Annotated in this window: 12 protein-coding genes; 9 read left to right on the top strand and 3 right to left on the bottom strand. The window is 58.2% G+C overall.

Going from position 1 to position 15681, the window contains the following annotated elements:
* Positions 1–774: 774 nt before the first annotated feature.
* Together PSEBG33_RS07520 and PSEBG33_RS07525 are read right to left on the bottom strand one after the other, a co-directional pair.
* Positions 775–2223, bottom strand: a complete 1449-nt coding sequence (locus tag PSEBG33_RS07520; RefSeq protein WP_005790308.1) for a DEAD/DEAH box helicase — start codon at positions 2221–2223, stop codon at positions 775–777.
* Positions 2224–2506: 283 nt separating this feature from the next.
* Positions 2507–3799, bottom strand: coding sequence for a site-specific integrase (locus PSEBG33_RS07525; protein WP_005790306.1), 1293 nt, complete (start codon positions 3797–3799; stop codon positions 2507–2509).
* 368 nt (positions 3800–4167) lie between these two features.
* Between PSEBG33_RS07525 and PSEBG33_RS07530 the strand changes: the two genes are divergently transcribed.
* The 3 genes from PSEBG33_RS07530 (at position 4168) to PSEBG33_RS07540 (ending at position 7926) form a co-directional block, all read left to right on the top strand.
* Positions 4168–6129 (top strand): AAA family ATPase, encoded by a 1962-nt coding sequence (locus PSEBG33_RS07530; RefSeq protein WP_005790305.1) that lies wholly within the window; start codon positions 4168–4170, stop codon positions 6127–6129.
* 158 nt (positions 6130–6287) lie between these two features.
* Complete coding sequence (locus PSEBG33_RS07535; protein ID WP_005790303.1) at positions 6288–7334, top strand: N-acetylmuramidase family protein; 1047 nt, start codon at positions 6288–6290, stop codon at positions 7332–7334.
* 1 nt (position 7335) lies between these two features.
* Positions 7336–7926, top strand: a complete 591-nt coding sequence (locus PSEBG33_RS07540; RefSeq protein WP_005790302.1) for a hypothetical protein — start codon at positions 7336–7338, stop codon at positions 7924–7926.
* Positions 7927–7952: 26 nt separating this feature from the next.
* On the opposite strand, the gene PSEBG33_RS07545 is transcribed toward PSEBG33_RS07540, so the two are convergent.
* Positions 7953–8816 (bottom strand): LysR family transcriptional regulator, encoded by an 864-nt coding sequence (locus PSEBG33_RS07545; protein WP_005790300.1) that lies wholly within the window; start codon positions 8814–8816, stop codon positions 7953–7955.
* 99 nt (positions 8817–8915) lie between these two features.
* Between PSEBG33_RS07545 and PSEBG33_RS07550 the strand changes: the two genes are divergently transcribed.
* The 6 genes from PSEBG33_RS07550 (at position 8916) to PSEBG33_RS07575 (ending at position 15605) form a co-directional block, all read left to right on the top strand.
* Positions 8916–9857, top strand: a complete 942-nt coding sequence (locus PSEBG33_RS07550) for a DMT family transporter (RefSeq protein ID WP_005790299.1) — start codon at positions 8916–8918, stop codon at positions 9855–9857.
* A gap of 77 nt (positions 9858–9934) precedes the next feature.
* On the top strand, positions 9935–12034 hold the full coding sequence (gene dnaX / locus PSEBG33_RS07555) for a DNA polymerase III subunit gamma/tau (RefSeq protein ID WP_005790297.1): 2100 nt from the start codon (positions 9935–9937) through the stop codon (positions 12032–12034).
* Positions 12035–12077: 43 nt separating this feature from the next.
* Entirely contained in the window at positions 12078–12416 is a 339-nt protein-coding gene (locus PSEBG33_RS07560; RefSeq protein ID WP_003193199.1) for a YbaB/EbfC family nucleoid-associated protein, read from the top strand.
* 139 nt (positions 12417–12555) lie between these two features.
* Positions 12556–13590 (top strand): NADP-dependent oxidoreductase, encoded by a 1035-nt coding sequence (locus PSEBG33_RS07565; protein ID WP_005790295.1) that lies wholly within the window; start codon positions 12556–12558, stop codon positions 13588–13590.
* A 66-nt stretch (positions 13591–13656) separates the two neighbouring features.
* Positions 13657–14259, top strand: coding sequence for a recombination mediator RecR (gene recR / locus PSEBG33_RS07570; protein WP_005790294.1), 603 nt, complete (start codon positions 13657–13659; stop codon positions 14257–14259).
* Positions 14260–14456: 197 nt separating this feature from the next.
* The gene (locus PSEBG33_RS07575) at positions 14457–15605 is read left to right on the top strand and encodes an acyl-CoA dehydrogenase family protein (protein WP_005790293.1); all 1149 of its coding nucleotides are present in this window, start codon (positions 14457–14459) and stop codon (positions 15603–15605) included.
* Positions 15606–15681 lie beyond the last annotated feature (76 nt).

Genomic DNA, 15681 nt, shown 5'->3' with positions numbered 1-15681 from the left:
TTATCGTCGCGAGGACTGAGCGTAATAATCTACAGGGTTGTATTTCAACCTTCATCTTCGTATTGGGCTCGCGAATTTCTTCCTGCTTTCAACCGAATGTAAGCGTAAACATTGGAGTCAGGGAGGAACGCAGTCGTGCTTAACCTAAAAAGTCTGAAGATCAGTAAAAGTCAAGGCTGCAGCGATGCTTAGGCATCGATTCTGGTATGTAGCTATCACTGTCACTCCTGATAACTCTCCTGATATACCGCCTGATTGTGAGTTGTTCGCCATATTGGTACACCACTTTCACGGAGGCTCTCTGAGCGCAACTGGGTGCCGATAGTTGGTCAGATGATGGATGGTGTGGCTTTGGCTGTAATTGGTCTCATGTATGGTCACAGGGGCTAGCAGGTGTCGTCATCGTATATGGGATATAGAACTTATTTTACTCATTGCTAAAGGTTAGGAGTTAACAGCAAGAGCTAATGCTTGTTTACCCATCTCCTTTTTGCCCTTCCCGAATATCTATTTAGGTTAGACTCCCTGAAGCTTATTCAAACTTATTTTTGTATGTTCTCACACAGGGGATTGCTGACATGTTCTGATTGGCAATCAGAAGTGAACTCTAGAGATTTTTAAATCTCCAGCAATCAGTGTACGCAAGTGAGCCGAAGGCGAATGCTTTTACAGAGGTGGGAAAGCGAAGCCCACCACAGCTTTTGATCTGAAATTGGGGGGGGGAGCAATCCTAAAGGACTACTTAGGAAAGGTCCCCCTTATTTGAGTAATGTCTCAGGCTGCAATTGAGCCCCTTTTCCAGTTTCTGATGGTCTTTGGGCTAACAGCTAGTCTGCGTGCAATCTCTTTATCCGGAACGTCTTTTTTGACGAGCGCTAGTGCTGCCTGCTTCTGAGAGTGCTCCTTTCTCCTGCCATCCGGTTTGACTGGGATTTTCTTGCTCACGGACCAATCAACCACTGCATGAGGCATATACGTTTCCATCAGATATCGTGCAACTCGCTCGTCCTGTACATACAGCCGGATCGAGCTTGTGGTGTCCATACGGCGGATGGCCGTTCGGGTCACCGCTTGCAGGGACGGTTCCAGTAGTCTGGTGGTGACGAATGCGGTCTGCATCACCTGCAAATCTTGGCTATATTTTTTGCTCAGGTACTCCAGCCCCTTCATGTCTGAAGGGCTAGGGTTGCCACCAAATAACAGGATGGCTTCCGTCGCGGAGTCGTATCCGTTCAGACCGCGACAGTCCATTTGAACCTGCTGCACTCGCCCTTTCTCTTTGTGTCTGACCCATGAGTTTGCAAAGAGGAGCGGATTGCTACTGGTTTCCCTGAGGATGGCATCCAGTGCAAGGTCATAGAGCTTGTTGTTCTCCTGATCGGCGTTCATCTTCGCTTTACTGAAAATTTGCCCCTTCGGCATGATCGGGTAGATGGTCACTGGACTGGTGTAGTGTCCGGTCTCAGGTGCGTACATCGACTTCTTGAAGGTGAACCCGTGGAGTTGGGCGAGCAGCTCAAACTCGCCCCCAGCGATGTTCGCAGCCAGTACGTGTGCTTCATCTGCTGAGGACAAGATGTCCCACCAATCCAGAAATTCCTCCACTGCACGTACGTGGCGAATGCCGTTTTTCTGAGGCTGATCGATGAAGACGGTTACTTCGCTCAATAGCAATCGGAAGATGTGGGCTGCTGGGGTGCCTAGGGTGGAGCAATCAATCCCCACCGAATCTGCACGATTGGTGCTCACTTGGTCCCTGACGTCTTGTTTGAACTCCTCCTTGATCCAAAGCTGACCGTTTGCCTCCTCGGTGTAATCGAGTACACGGCTGAGTTCTGTCGGATTCAGGGCGTAGTCAGGGTAGTCAACCACCTTGGGCACTTCGTCAATAATGAGAGTCCAGTCATGCAGCAGCGAATGCCGTACTCGTCTAATGGCCTCCTGAGTGCATATGATGAAGGAATTACACTTATCTTGAAGGGCGGCCTCCAGCTCAGGAGCAACGCGTTCCCCGTTGCGATTATCTACGATCCGAAAGGGGATACCAGCCTGTGAAGCGCGTTCTGCGATGTGGTCGATAAGGACGAGAGTCGGAAGAGCTAGAACTACTGGCCGCCCTGTTTTTTGAATGGCTGGAAGGCTCGACAGCAACGCTTCAGTTTTACCTGCTCCAGGGGCAGCGATAGCGGTAAAGATTGGTTTAATGCGGGTGATGCAATTCATTCCATGTTCTCCTTAGTTAGTTCAATTCATTGGCGTTACCTCGGGTATTGCCGATTGGTTTTAGTAAATCGCAGGCGTTAAAAAGCCCCCTTGCAAGGCGCCAAACTCGAATCGGTTTGACGGTCGCGTGGAGGCTTTCAATGTCGGCCTATCTAATAACGGGTCGTATTATACTTGTGTTTTGTTCGCATTGCAATAAATATTTGTTGACTTGGCTGACTTTGGTGATCTAGATCTGATTTTCCGCATCCTCAAGGATTACTCAGTCAAGTTAGGGCGAGGCTCAAGATATGTGTGCCAAAGCTTCGGCCATTGCTTTGATGGGAACACGACTACCGTAAACACCAAAGGTCACAGCGGCGTCTTCGTGCCCCGCTATACGCTTGATTAGGGAGTCTTGTACCTGTGCTTCACGCAGATCATCAATCATTGTGTGACGAAAGCTATGGAATGATTTCTTGGGGTCGTTAATACCCATTTTGGTCCGATACCGACTGAACCACTTTGACGGGGCGTGGCCCAGTTTTCCGCGTACAGGTTCCAGCTCGGGGAATAAACGATCTGAGTTTTGAGTACGCTGAGCGTTCACGTAGTCGAGCATTCCAAGCTCAATCAGCGCGGGATGTATTGGTAGCGTCCGGCGACTGCTGCTGTTCTTGAGTTTCTGAGACTCGTGACCATCGTCGATCCGTATGCAATCTACTCCTTGCAACTTGATGAAGTCAGCAACGTGTAACTGACAGAGTTCTTCCAATCTGGCACCTGTGAACCTTCCGAGGAGCGGCAACCAGTACCGCCAAGGATGTTTAAGGGCTTCAGCCTTGAGTGCTTCCAAATTGAGCAGGGTTCTTAGGTCATGTTGTTCAAAAGACAGACGTGCTTCCTTGGCTGAACCCGTCATCACCTTGAGTCCCATCAATGGATTCTCGGTAACGTAACCATTCGACTTGCACCAATTCATGAATGCCGAGAGCTTGCGTAGACGGTTATTCACGGTCACGGCGGTGATGGTTTTGTACGTGCCGCCTGCTTCAATGACTTCAGCTAACGTCTTGCCCTTGAACTGAGGGAGGAGGGCGAAATACTGAGGGCAAAGGCTTAGACGATCTTTCAGTAGGCGAGCTTGCTGCGCGTCGAACGCGGAAACGGACATGTCGCCCATCAGCTCGAACAGGTCCCGCAATGAGCGCTCAACTTCGTGAGTGCTGACCTCTCGCCATGTGCCCCCAGCCTTGCCTTCCTTGATGTACTTCTTCGCGAGCTCAGCGAGAGTCGGCCCACCTTTTCTGCGAAGCGTTTGAGGCTCTGTGGAGCCGCTTGGGCGCTCAGGAACTGAAGGTGTGGGGCTAGTGTCACGCCACTGAGAACAGAGCAAGCGAAGCGTCTCAAGCTCGGCTGTGGGATGTTCTGTCAGGTAGTGATGGACTCGTTGAGCCAGCGAGGACGCAAGGAAGGTTGCCGGTTGTCGGGTGCTGATATTCAAACTCAAGCGCAATGTGTGACAGCTCGGGAAGAGATGTTTGGGCAGTCGCAGATTCAGATAGTAGTAAGCCCCGCGACGGATTATGTAGGCCATATGTGTGACACCGATGTGTGACAGTGCTGGCTACACCCCGATTTCTGACTGTCCGTACCGGGTATTGGCACGGAAGATTAGAGACAACCTCAAAAGCCTGTTACCCTTATCCCATATGGCTTTCAACGATATCCGAGCATGCTTGCATGCCATCTGGTCAGAGCCGGAAGGCAGCAGCCACAGCGGGAACATTGTGTGCCGGGGTGTGGCTGGTGGGGTTGCCTCCATAACGCTCCCTTCTGTTTTACCTATTCCTGAATCCATATAGTCAGCCAGTCATCTGTGACCCTTATCGCACAGTGCACGACGGCCACTCCACGACTAGTGGCATACTCCCAAGCGTCTCTTTCCCCTGGCTACGAGGCTGTATGCACTCGGAACATTTTGATTTGTCCAGCCCTGTGTTCTTGCCGATCACCGAGCAAGCCTGTGCGGGTTTGCTGAGCGGTGACGGTGCAGCAGCGCTGGTAGCCCTGAGTGAACCGGAGTTGGCGGCGGTGCTGGTGATCCAGAACCTGGCTCAGGTGCCCGAAAGCGACCTGAGCGCCAATGGTGCCGAAAAAGTGTTGACCAAGCTGATTGACTGGGCGGTAGAGGCCAGCCATTCGGCAAGCGTTTCCCTACTCTCCGAGGCGCAGCGGCTGTTCGACCAAAGGAAGCTGTACTTCGGCCTCAATGTGGTCAAAAGCCTGAAGCTGCGTTTTCTGTTAGCGGAGGAAGTGCAGGCGCGCGACTATCTGTTGCCTAGCGGCAAGTGGGACTTTGAATACAAAGTCCGCCATCTCAAGGCCAATGATCCCTTCAGCAAGCAGATGGTCACGCCCAGGCATCGCGAGCGCTGGTTGAGTGCCGAGCAAGACAAGTTGGTCAGAACCTTCCGCGCCAACTTGAACGAAGACCTGCATGTTCAGGGCTATGCAGGTATCGGCAAGAGTCACCTGCTGGTGGCGCTGATGGAGCACCTGCGCCCGGAAAAGACTTTGTTGCTGGCGCGTACCCCGGCAAAGCTGGAAACCCTGCGTGCCCGTATGGTGGGTGTACGCGAGCGAAAGGCCGGGCACACCTTCCATGCATTCGCCCACGCCTTGATGCAGGGGCCCAGAGCCAAGCCGCTGACTGCGCAGGTGAGGGCGCCGAGCAAGCAGGCACTGGCTCAGGAGCTGAATATCTTCGGCTTTCGTGGCCTGCAAGGGCCGGCTGTGGTCGACGTTTGCCTCAACGTATTGCAAGCCTACTGCCGCTCCTGGGAATACAGCCTGTCGGCGAAGCACTTGCCGCATTTCAAACAGCCGCTGTCCAGCGTTGATGCCAGGGCACTGCTCGAATATGCCAGCCGGCTATGGAGCTATCTCGAAGCGAATCCGGCCTGGGGCAGCCAGACTGGGTTTGAAGCCTTGCTGATGATCAAGCGCGCCAGCCTCGCCGGCTGCGTGGTGCCCGAGCGTTATACCCACGTCCTTATCGACGAGAGCCAGGATATTCCGGCGCCGCTGCTGCAAATCATCGAGCGGGGCCGGCAGGTGCTGATAACCCTGGGGGATGAGTATCAGCAGGCCAGTGGAGTCATGGTCAGGCGCGCCCGTGAGGTGCGCCATACGGATGTGTGTTACTCCGTGCGCTCCGGACGCAATGTCGAGCGCCTGGTCAATCCCTTGATCAGCCAGCATTCGGATAAGAGCAAAGTGCTTTTCGAGGGGGCTCGGGATGCCGACGTCGGTATCGAGTTTTATCCGCTGGGCTTTGTACCGCCGCAAGGCTGCGTGGTATTGACCGCATCCCACTGGGACACAATGAAGTGGGCCATCCAGTTGAGCGAAGCCCGTTGTGCGTTCAGCCTGGCCAGTAAAGAAGCGCAGCAATCGCTCAAGTACTTTATGGACACCGTGGTCGCGTTGTTCAAGCCTGACTTCTACAGCAGCGAGTTCAATGACAGCGGGCCCCATCCGTTTTTCAGCGATATGGCCGATTGGCAGCAAGTACGCGCGGCCTGCCAGTTCGATGAGGCGTTTCTCTGGGTCGAAGCTGAGCTGCAAAAAGGCTTTAATCTGGCGGATGTCACGCGCTTGAACAGGCAAAGCGGCCATCCGGATGAGCGCTGCCTCTTGATGTTGGCGCAAGACGCCGGTGGCATGGAGTTCAACCGGGTGTTGCTCACACCAGCGTTGTTGACCAACGTAAAGTTCCAGGATGCCTACGCGTTCGACCAGCGACTGTGTGCGGTGTACATCGCAATTTCGCGAGCCACCCAGCAGCTCTATCTGCCCTACGATGTGGTTGAGTGGCTCGACTATCACAAGTATCAGAAAACCCGCGAATTACACGGTTACTGAAGGGTTTAATCCAGCTGTTTCACAACTTTGGAAAAGCCCTCTGGACAACCCCCAGACCGCCTTGTTAGCTTGCGCCGGCCACTTGTTTCAGAGCATGACAAGGGCATGGACTTGATATTGAAGTGCTATCGCTTCTCTAACTTACAAGGATGTCTGTCATGAAAAGCCTGCAAGGGTTGCCTCGACTTATCAGTGCCTCAGTCGGCGCTCCCGGCAAAGCCCGCAACTTGCCCGCCGATGTGCAGTGCATCCAATACTTATTCAACCTGATCATTCCCAAAATGGGCTTTGCCTTGCTGGAAAACGGCAAGTGCGATGGCCAGTTGGTGCAGTGCATCAGCCAGTATCAGTTCCGCCATCTCAAATATGCTCATCCCGATGGGGTGATCGACCCCACGGGGCGTACGTTCAACAGCTTGATCGAGGAAGCGGTGAAAGTCCCGGTACGGGCCTTCCCGACCATGCGTATTCCGAGCTTTCTCAACGCATTGGGTAATAACAACGTCGATGCGGTGCAAGCCACGGTCAATGTCTACCTGAACCAGGTGCGTGCGGTGATCGAGGCCGAGCGGCGCAACCGCCAATTAATGTTGCAGGCCACCTGCGATGGCGGCACGACGCTGAGCGATACGGACTTCCAGAATGCTGCCAAGCAATTGGGCAACGGCATCTCGGTGAATGTGGTCAAGGCGTTCGCCACCATCGAGTCGGGCGGGAAGGTGGGGTTCGGGCCGGCCAGGCTGCCGATCATCGCCTTCGAAGGTCATCACTTTCGCAAGTACACCAAGCATATCTACGACCAGTCGCACCCTCTGCTGTCGTACATCTACAAGAAAAAAGCCGGGCCGCAGTGGCAGACCAACAACAAGGACCAGGTCAAGGCCTGGGAAACCATGGCCACCGCTTTTGCTCTCGACCAGGAAGCGGCACTGATGTCGGCGTCCTGGGGGATGTTTCAGGTCATGGGGTTCAACTTCGCGTCGTGCGGGTTCAAGACGGTGTTCGAGTTTGCAGCGGCGTTAAAAGTAAACGCCGGTAATCAACTCAAGGCCTACCTCAGTTTTTGCAGCAAGAGCACGGCGCTGATGAGTGCGATGAAAAACAAGGATTTCACAGCCATGGCTCGTAACTATAACGGCGAGGACTACGGCAACTATGACGTGCTGATGAAACAAGCCTACGAAGCCTTTGAAGGGAAGAAATAAGATGATTCGTTTTCTGGCGATGGGAATGCTGTCGTTGTGCGCCGTGGCCCCCGCGTTTGCGGGTTCGGCCGCTTTGCATTCAGGCAAGTACGAAGGGTTGATGCTGGCGGTGACGCCCGCGAATCAGGTTGAAGGCTTTTATTCCGAAGCGATGGGCGAGGGCGTTAGCCGCCGTTGCACCTTCTACCTGCAAGGCAAGCCAGAGGCGCTTACCACCTGGCTGGATGCTGCCTACCCTGGGAGTGTGGCAGTGGCGTCCGACGGTGTGGTCCTGACAGTGGAGCAGGGCCGGCAACACCCCGGCTGCATCAACGTGTTGATGCCGGAAATCGCCACGGGTCTGGACCTGACCCAGACTGCCAGCAAAAAGTGGATCGGGCTGGTGACGGTGTCTGCCGACAAGGCTTACCTGCTGAAAACTCCGGGGGCCAAGGCGGTCAAGCGTCCCTATATCGTCAAGGGTGATGTAGTGGGTGTGCTGGCGTTCAAGGACGGCTGGGCGCAGGTGGAGTTTATCAATGCTGACGACCGTTCGTTCACGGGGTGGATCAGCCAGGGCCAGTACGCACGGTTGGATGCGCCGAAGCCCTGAGAAGCTCTGAAATGTGGGAGGGGGTGTTAGCCGAAGGTTTCGCGCAGTAGCCCGGAGAATGCATCCCGTGCCAGATGCCGCTGGGTATCTTTGTGCCAGAACAGCAAGTTGTCTACCGCTGCCAGTTCGTCGAACCGATACGATGCCAGCTGATTGGCCTGCTCATAACGCGCCAGGATGCCCTCCGGCGCCAACGCCACGCCAATCCCCGCGCTGACGCAGCCGATGATCGTGCCCCAACTGGTATAGCTGGCAATCGCCGGCTTGAAGTCCTGGGGCTTGAGCCAGTGTTCCAGTGCTGCGCGATAGGGGCAGCCGGGCGGCCACACCAATAGTGTGCGGCCAGCCAGGTCTTCGGGGCTGTGGATGGGCGCGCTGGACGCGCTGGCGATCAGTACCAGGCGTTCGCTGTAGACCACGCTGTGCTCCAGCTTCGTGTGTTTGCCACTGGCGGCCACGAGCGCCACATCCAGACGATGGTGTTGCAGGTCGTCCAGCAGTTGCGCCCAGGCGCCGGTCACCAACTCCAGGCTGACCTCGGGATAACGCCGGTGATACTCCGCCAACAGCGGCGGCAGGCGGCCGCTGGCGCTGGATTCCACCGCGCCGATGCGCAAGGTGCCACGGGGAATCGCGCTGGCATCCACCGCACGCTTGGACTCATCCACCAACGCCAGGATGCGCTCGCAGTAATCCAGGAAGATCTCACCCGCAGCACTGATCGCCAGCCCGCGGCCGGCGCGGATAAACAACGGTGTGCCCAACTCGCTTTCCAGCTGCTTGATGCGCGTGGTGATGTTGGACGGCACACAGTGCAGTTGCAGGGCGGCCTGGGCCACGCTGCCGGTTTGCGCCACGGCTCGCACCATTTTCAGTTGGGCCAGTTCCATTGCTCAGCTCCAGTGATTTCAGAAGTCAGAAACGCTTAATTGTCCTACGCCAGGCCCGGGCCAAGACTGACGGCACTCGTTCTTTTATGGATGCCATCGATGAGTACCCCGTCACCGCTCAAGCTTACGCTAGTCATTGCCAGCGTCATCCTCTGTTGGGCTTATTCACCCATAGGCGTGCATATGGGGCTGCACAGCTACAGCCCTGGCCAATTGGCGTTGCTGCGTTTTTTGATTGCGTCGCTATTCATGGCGGCTGTGGCCTGGGTAGTCGGCATTGGCCGGCCCCAGGTGCGCGACCTGCCGTGGCTGCTGGTGCTGGGTTTCTTCGGGGTGTTCCTGCACCACACCAGCCTCAATCACGGGCAGCAATGGGTGACAGCGGCGGCGTCGAGTGTGTTGGCACAATCGGCGCCGCTGTTCAGTGTGTTGATCGCTTTTTTCTGTTTGCAGGAGCGCGTCAGCATGTGGCGTTGGAGTTGTGTGCTGTTGGGGTTGGTCGGCGTGCTGGTGGTGATCTGGAGCGATCATGGCGTAGGCGATATCGACCCGCGCGGCTTGTTGATCCTGCTGGCGGCCTGCTCATGGAGCGTGTACTTCGCCATCCAGAGGCATTACGCCCATCGCTACAGTCCGTTGACGATGGCGTGCTACATGGTCTGGTCCGGCACCTTGATGCTGTGCGTGAACCTGCCGGGCCTGCCTGCCGCTATCGTGCAGGCGCCGTTGCGGGAGAACCTCGCGGTGCTGGTGCTGGGCATCTTTCCCAGCGCGTTGGCCTATCTGGCCTGGGGTTATGTGCTCAAGCACGTCGAAGTCAGCCGCGCTTCGGTGGCGATGTACCTGATTCCGCCGGTTGCCATGGTGATGGCCGCCACCCTGCTCGGTGAACAGGTGACCCTGCAGGTGATGCTGGGTGCGGTGATCGTGCTGACCAGCGTCGCCGCTATCAGCCTGGAGGGGCGCTGGCGCTCAATCGTGCGGCCAGCACACCCGCAGACGCCATCTGGACGGGCAATCAAGCCAGCTTCGTCAGATTAGACGAGCGTGCCGGATGCAATTTCCCCCCTGCTCCGCTAGCATTACCGGCTTCCGCTTCCCAGTTGCGACGGTTTTCGATGAGTTATCAGGTTCTTGCACGTAAATGGCGCCCGCGCTCGTTCCGCGAAATGGTCGGCCAGACCCATGTGCTCAAGGCTCTGATCAATGCCTTGGACAGCCAGCGGCTGCACCACGCCTATCTGTTCACCGGTACTCGCGGGGTGGGCAAGACCACGATTGCGCGCATCATCGCCAAGTGCCTGAACTGTGAGACCGGTATCACGTCAACGCCTTGCGGCACCTGTTCGGTCTGCCGCGAGATCGACGAAGGGCGTTTCGTCGACCTGATCGAGATCGACGCCGCAAGCCGCACCAAGGTCGAAGACACCCGCGAGCTGCTCGACAACGTGCAGTACGCGCCGAGCCGTGGGCGCTTCAAGGTCTACCTGATCGACGAAGTGCACATGCTGTCCAGCCACTCCTTCAATGCGCTGTTGAAAACCCTGGAAGAGCCGCCGCCCTACGTTAAGTTCATCCTGGCCACCACCGACCCGCAGAAACTTCCTGCAACCATTTTGTCGCGGTGCCTGCAGTTCTCGCTGAAGAACATGACGCCCGAGCGCGTGGTCGAGCATTTGACCCATGTGCTGGGTGTCGAGAACGTACCGTTCGAAGACGACGCCCTGTGGTTGCTGGGCCGCGCCGCCGACGGTTCGATGCGCGACGCCATGAGCCTCACCGACCAGGCCATCGCCTTTGGCGAAGGCAAGGTGATGGCTGCCGATGTGCGCGCCATGCTCGGTACCCTGGACCACGGCCAGGTCTTCGACGTGCTGCACGCGCTGATCGAGGGCGACGCCAAGGCATTGCTTGAGGCCGTGCGCCACCTGTCGGAGCAAGGCCCGGACTGGAATGGCGTGCTTTCGGAAATCCTCAATGTGCTGCACCGCGTCGCTATCGCCCAGGCCTTGCCGGAAGGCGTGGATAACGGCCATGGCGATCGCGACCGCGTGTTGGCCCTGGCCCAGGCATTGCCGGCCGAGGATGTGCAGTTTTACTACCAGATGGGCCTGATCGGCCGCCGTGACCTGCCCCTGGCGCCGGACCCGCGAGGTGGCTTTGAAATGGTGCTGCTGCGGATGCTGGCGTTCCGGCCGGCGGATTCGGCAGACGCGCCGAGACAGCCGCTAAAGCCAGTGGGGATCAGCCAGGCCACAGTTGATTCCGCCAAACCAGTGGCTGGCGCGGCCGTTGTCGCGCCAGCAGTGGCTGCGCCTGCGCCGGTGGCGCCGGCACCTGAGCCCGAATCCGCGCCGGTTGCAGTGGCACCTGAGCCCGAATCCGCGCCGGTTGCAGTGGCACCTGTGGTTGAGCCCGAGCCGGTTATCGAGCCCGCCCCCGTGGTCGACCTGCCCTGGAACGATCCGGTCGAAGCAGAGGCTGAGCCCGAGCCTGAGCAACAGCCCGCCGTGGAACCCGTACTGGAAACTGCCGGCGAGCAGCCCGAGCTGACGCCGATGCCTGCGCCGACCCCGGACAGCGTGGTGCCGGATGCCCCTGAGTGGGTATCGGCGCCGGTTCCCGAGCCGACGGTAGCCCAGGTCGAGGCCGCGACCCCCGGCATTGACCTGGACGACGAACCGCCGCTGGACGAAGACTACATCGAGCCGGACATGGATTCGGCCTACAGCTACCTGGACGAATTGGCCAGCGAGCACACCGCCGAACCGGCACCCGAGCCCGAAGCCGAACCGGCTGCGGCGCCGGCTACCGGCCTGGCCCTGCAATGGCTGGAATTGTTTCCGAAATTGCCGATCTCCGGCATGACCGGGAGTATCGCCGCCAACTGCACACTGATCTCCATCGAGGGCGACCATTGGCTGCTGCACCTGGACCCGGCCCACAGCGCCTTGTTCAATGCGACCCAGCAGCGTCGGCTCAACGATGCGCTCAACCAATACCATGGGCGCACGCTGACCATCGCCATCGAACTGATCAAGCCGGAGCAGGAAACCCCGGCCCAGGCCGCGACCCGTCGGCGTCTGAACCGCCAGCGCGAGGCTGAGGATTCGATCCACGCTGATCCGCTTATCCAACAAATGATGCAACAGTTCGGTGCGGTCGTCCGCCACGATACTATTGAACCTGTCGAAGCCCCGGTGCCCCAAGCGTCATGACACCGGGCTATTTATTGATCCACGTACTTTTGAGGTGATTCCCATGATGAAAGGTGGCATGGCCGGCCTGATGAAGCAGGCACAGCAGATGCAGGAAAAAATGGCCAAGATGCAGGAAGAACTGGCCAACGCCGAAGTCACCGGTAAAGCCGGTGGCGATATGGTCAGCGTGGTGATGACCGGTCGCCACGACATCAAGCGTGTCAGCATCGACCCGAGCGTGTTGCCTGGCGTGGGCGAAGATGACCTGGAAATGCTCGAAGCGTTGTTCGCCGCAGCCGTCAACGATGCTGTGCGCAAGATCGAAGCCAATAGCCAGGACAAAATGTCCGGCGTGACGGCTGGCATGCAGCTGCCACCGGGCATGAAACTGCCGTTCTGATACAAACCTTGGCTAGACTCAAATGCCGGGCATTGCGCCTGGCATTTTTTTTGCGCGCACGAAACATCGAACCCCAGCCCGTTGCTCATGGTCTGCACCCTATACCGCTGAATTCTCATCGATAAAAGGAGCCCCGCTGATGCCTCAAGACATGACGCTCAACCAACGCATCGTTCTGGTCTCACGCCCTCAAGGCGCACCCACGCCCGAAAACTTCCGCCTGGAACGTGTAAGCCTGCCCGATCTGGCAGACGGTCAGGTGCTGCTCAAGACGCTGTACCTGTCTTTGGACCCCTACATGCGTGGACGCATGAGTGACGCGCCGTCCTACGCCGCGCCTGTGGAAATCGGCGAAGTGATGACCGGTGGTGCTGTCAGCCGTGTCGAGCAATCACGCAACCCGAAATTCGAGGTAGGTGATCTGGTGGTCGGTGCCACCGGCTGGCAGAGCCACAGTATCTGCGACGGCAAGAACCTGATGCCTTTGCCCAAGGGGCTTGCGAGCCCGTCGATGGCCCTGGGCGTGTTGGGTATGCCAGGCATGACCGCTTACATGGGCCTGATGGATATCGGTCAGCCGAAGGCCGGGGAAACCCTGGTGGTGGCGGCTGCGTCCGGCGCGGTGGGCTCGGTGGTGGGGCAGGTGGCCAAGCTCAAGGGCTTGCGCGTGGTAGGGATTGCTGGCGGTGCCGACAAGTGCCGCTATGTGGTGGATAAGCTGGGCTTTGACGCCTGTATCGACCACAAGAGCGCGGACTTTGCCAACGAATTGGCCCTGGCGTGTTTCAAAGGCGTGGACATCTACTTCGAAAACGTTGGCGGTAAGGTCTTCGATGCGGTGCTGCCGCTGCTCAACGCCAAGGCGCGCGTGCCGCTGTGCGGGTTGATCGCCGGTTATAACGCCCATGAAACCCCCAGCGGCCCTGATCGCCTGCCGGCACTGCAGCGCACCTTGCTGACCAAGCGTGTGCGTATCCAGGGCTTTATCGTGTTCGACGACTATGGCGACCGCCAGCCGGAATTCCTCAGCGCTATGGCGCCGTGGGTGCGCGATGGCAAGATCAAGTTCCGCGAGGATGTGGTCGATGGCCTGGAGCAAGCGCCTGAAGCCTTTATCGGCTTGCTGGAGGGACGCAACCTCGGCAAGTTGGTGGTGCGCGTCGCGCAAGATTGAGTATTTGACGCTAATCCGGGGCGCGGGTATAAACCGCGTCTCGTTGTTTTGTCGGACCCTTCGCCCATGAGCTTCAGCCCCCTGATTCGCCAACTGATCGACGCCCTGCGTACCTTGCCAGGTGTTGGCCAGAAAACTGCCCAGCGCATGGCGCTGCAACTGCTGGAGCGTGATCGCAGTGGCGGCACCCGCCTGGCCCAGGCTCTGAGCCAGGCCATGGAAGGCGTGGGCCACTGCCGTCAGTGCCGCACCCTCACCGAAGAAGAACTTTGCCCGCAATGCGCCGACCCCCGTCGCGACGACACGTTGCTCTGCGTGGTGGAGGGGCCGATGGATGTGTATGCAGTGGAGCAGACCGGTTATCGCGGCCGCTACTTTGTGCTCAAGGGCCACCTGTCGCCGCTCGACGGTTTGGGGCCGGAAGCCATCGGTATCCCGCAACTGGTCGCGCGCATTGAAGAACAGGGCACCTTTAGCGAAGTGATCCTGGCGACCAACCCGACGGTGGAAGGTGAAGCCACGGCGCATTACATCGCCCAACTGCTGACCAATAAAGGCTTGATCACTTCAAGGATCGCCCACGGCGTGCCGTTGGGTGGCGAGCTGGAATTGGTGGACGGCGGTACCTTGGCGCACTCGTTCGCAGGCCGCAAGCCGATCGCCCTCTAACGCCCATTGCAGCCCCAATGTGGGAGCTGGCTTGCCTGCGATAGCATCACCACGGTGTAACTGAAAAACCGAGGCGCTTGCATCGCGGGCAAGCCCGGCTCCCACATTGGTTTTGTGGTGTCGGTGAAAATCGTGTACAGCTTGAAAACCAAGCAAGCGCTTGGTAAGTTCGCTCCATCTCGCCATGGAGCTTGCCGATGTCTGCCTATCAGGAATACTTCGACCCCAGCCACCAATTGGTCCGCGACAGCGTGCGCCGGTTTGTCGAGCGTGAGATGTTGCCGGGCATCGAGCACTGGGAGGAGGCTGAGAGCTTTCCTCGTGAGCTTTACCTCAAAGCCGGAGCGGCGGGCATTCTCGGGATCGGTTACCCCGAGGCATTGGGTGGAAGCCACGAAGGCGATCTGTTCGCCAAGGTCGCCGCCAGCGAAGAACTGATGCGTTGCGGTTCCGGTGGTGTGGTGGCCGGGCTCGGCTCCCTGGATATCGGCCTGCCGCCCATCGTCAAATGGGCCCGGCCTGACGTGCGGGAGCGTATAGCGCCCCTGGTGCTGGCCGGCGAGAAGATCATCGCCCTGGCGGTTACCGAACCGAGTGGCGGCTCGGATGTCGCCAACCTGCACACCCGCGCCGTGCGTGACGGTGAGCACTACCGTGTGAGCGGTGCCAAGACCTTTATCACCAGCGGCATTCGGGCGGATTTCTATACTGTGGCGGTGCGCACCGGCGGGCCGGGCTTCGGCGGTATCAGCCTGTTGCTGATTGAAAAAGACACCCCCGGTTTCACCGTTGGCCAGCCGTTGAAGAAGATGGGCTGGTGGGCGTCGGACACGGCCGAGTTATTTTTCAACGACTGCCACGTGCCCGTCGGCAACCTCATCGGCGCTGAAAACATGGGGTTTGCCTGCATCATGGGCAACTTCCAGAGCGAGCGCCTGGCGCTGGCGCTGATGGCCAACATGACCGCGCAACTGGCCCTGGAAGAAAGCCTCAAGTGGGCCGCCCAGCGCGAAGCGTTCGGTAAACCCATCGGCAAGTTCCAAGTGCTCAAGCACCGCCTGGCGGAAATGGCCACCGCCGTGGAAGTGTCCCGTGAGTTCACTTACCGTCAGGCGGCGAAGATGGCCGCTGGCAAGAGCGTGATCAAGGAGATTTCCATGGCCAAGAACCTGGCCACGGATACAGCTGACCGGGTGACCTATGACGCGGTGCAGATGTTGGGCGGGCAGGGGTACATGCGGGGTAGCCTGGTGGAGCGGCTGTATCGGGATAATCGGATTCTGTCGATTGGTGGGGGGACGCGGGAGGTAATGAACGAAATCATCAGCAAGCAGATGGGGTTATGAACCGGGTGTTCTCTCGGGCCTCATCGCGGGCAAGCCCGGCTCCCACAGGGGAATGCATTCCAAGGTGGGAGCCGGG

Source organism: Pseudomonas synxantha BG33R (assembly GCF_000263715.2).
GTDB lineage: Bacteria > Pseudomonadota > Gammaproteobacteria > Pseudomonadales > Pseudomonadaceae > Aquipseudomonas > Aquipseudomonas synxantha_A.
The sequence above is the reverse complement of the archived record's forward strand: the minus strand, read 5'-3'. Positions and strand labels throughout refer to the sequence as shown.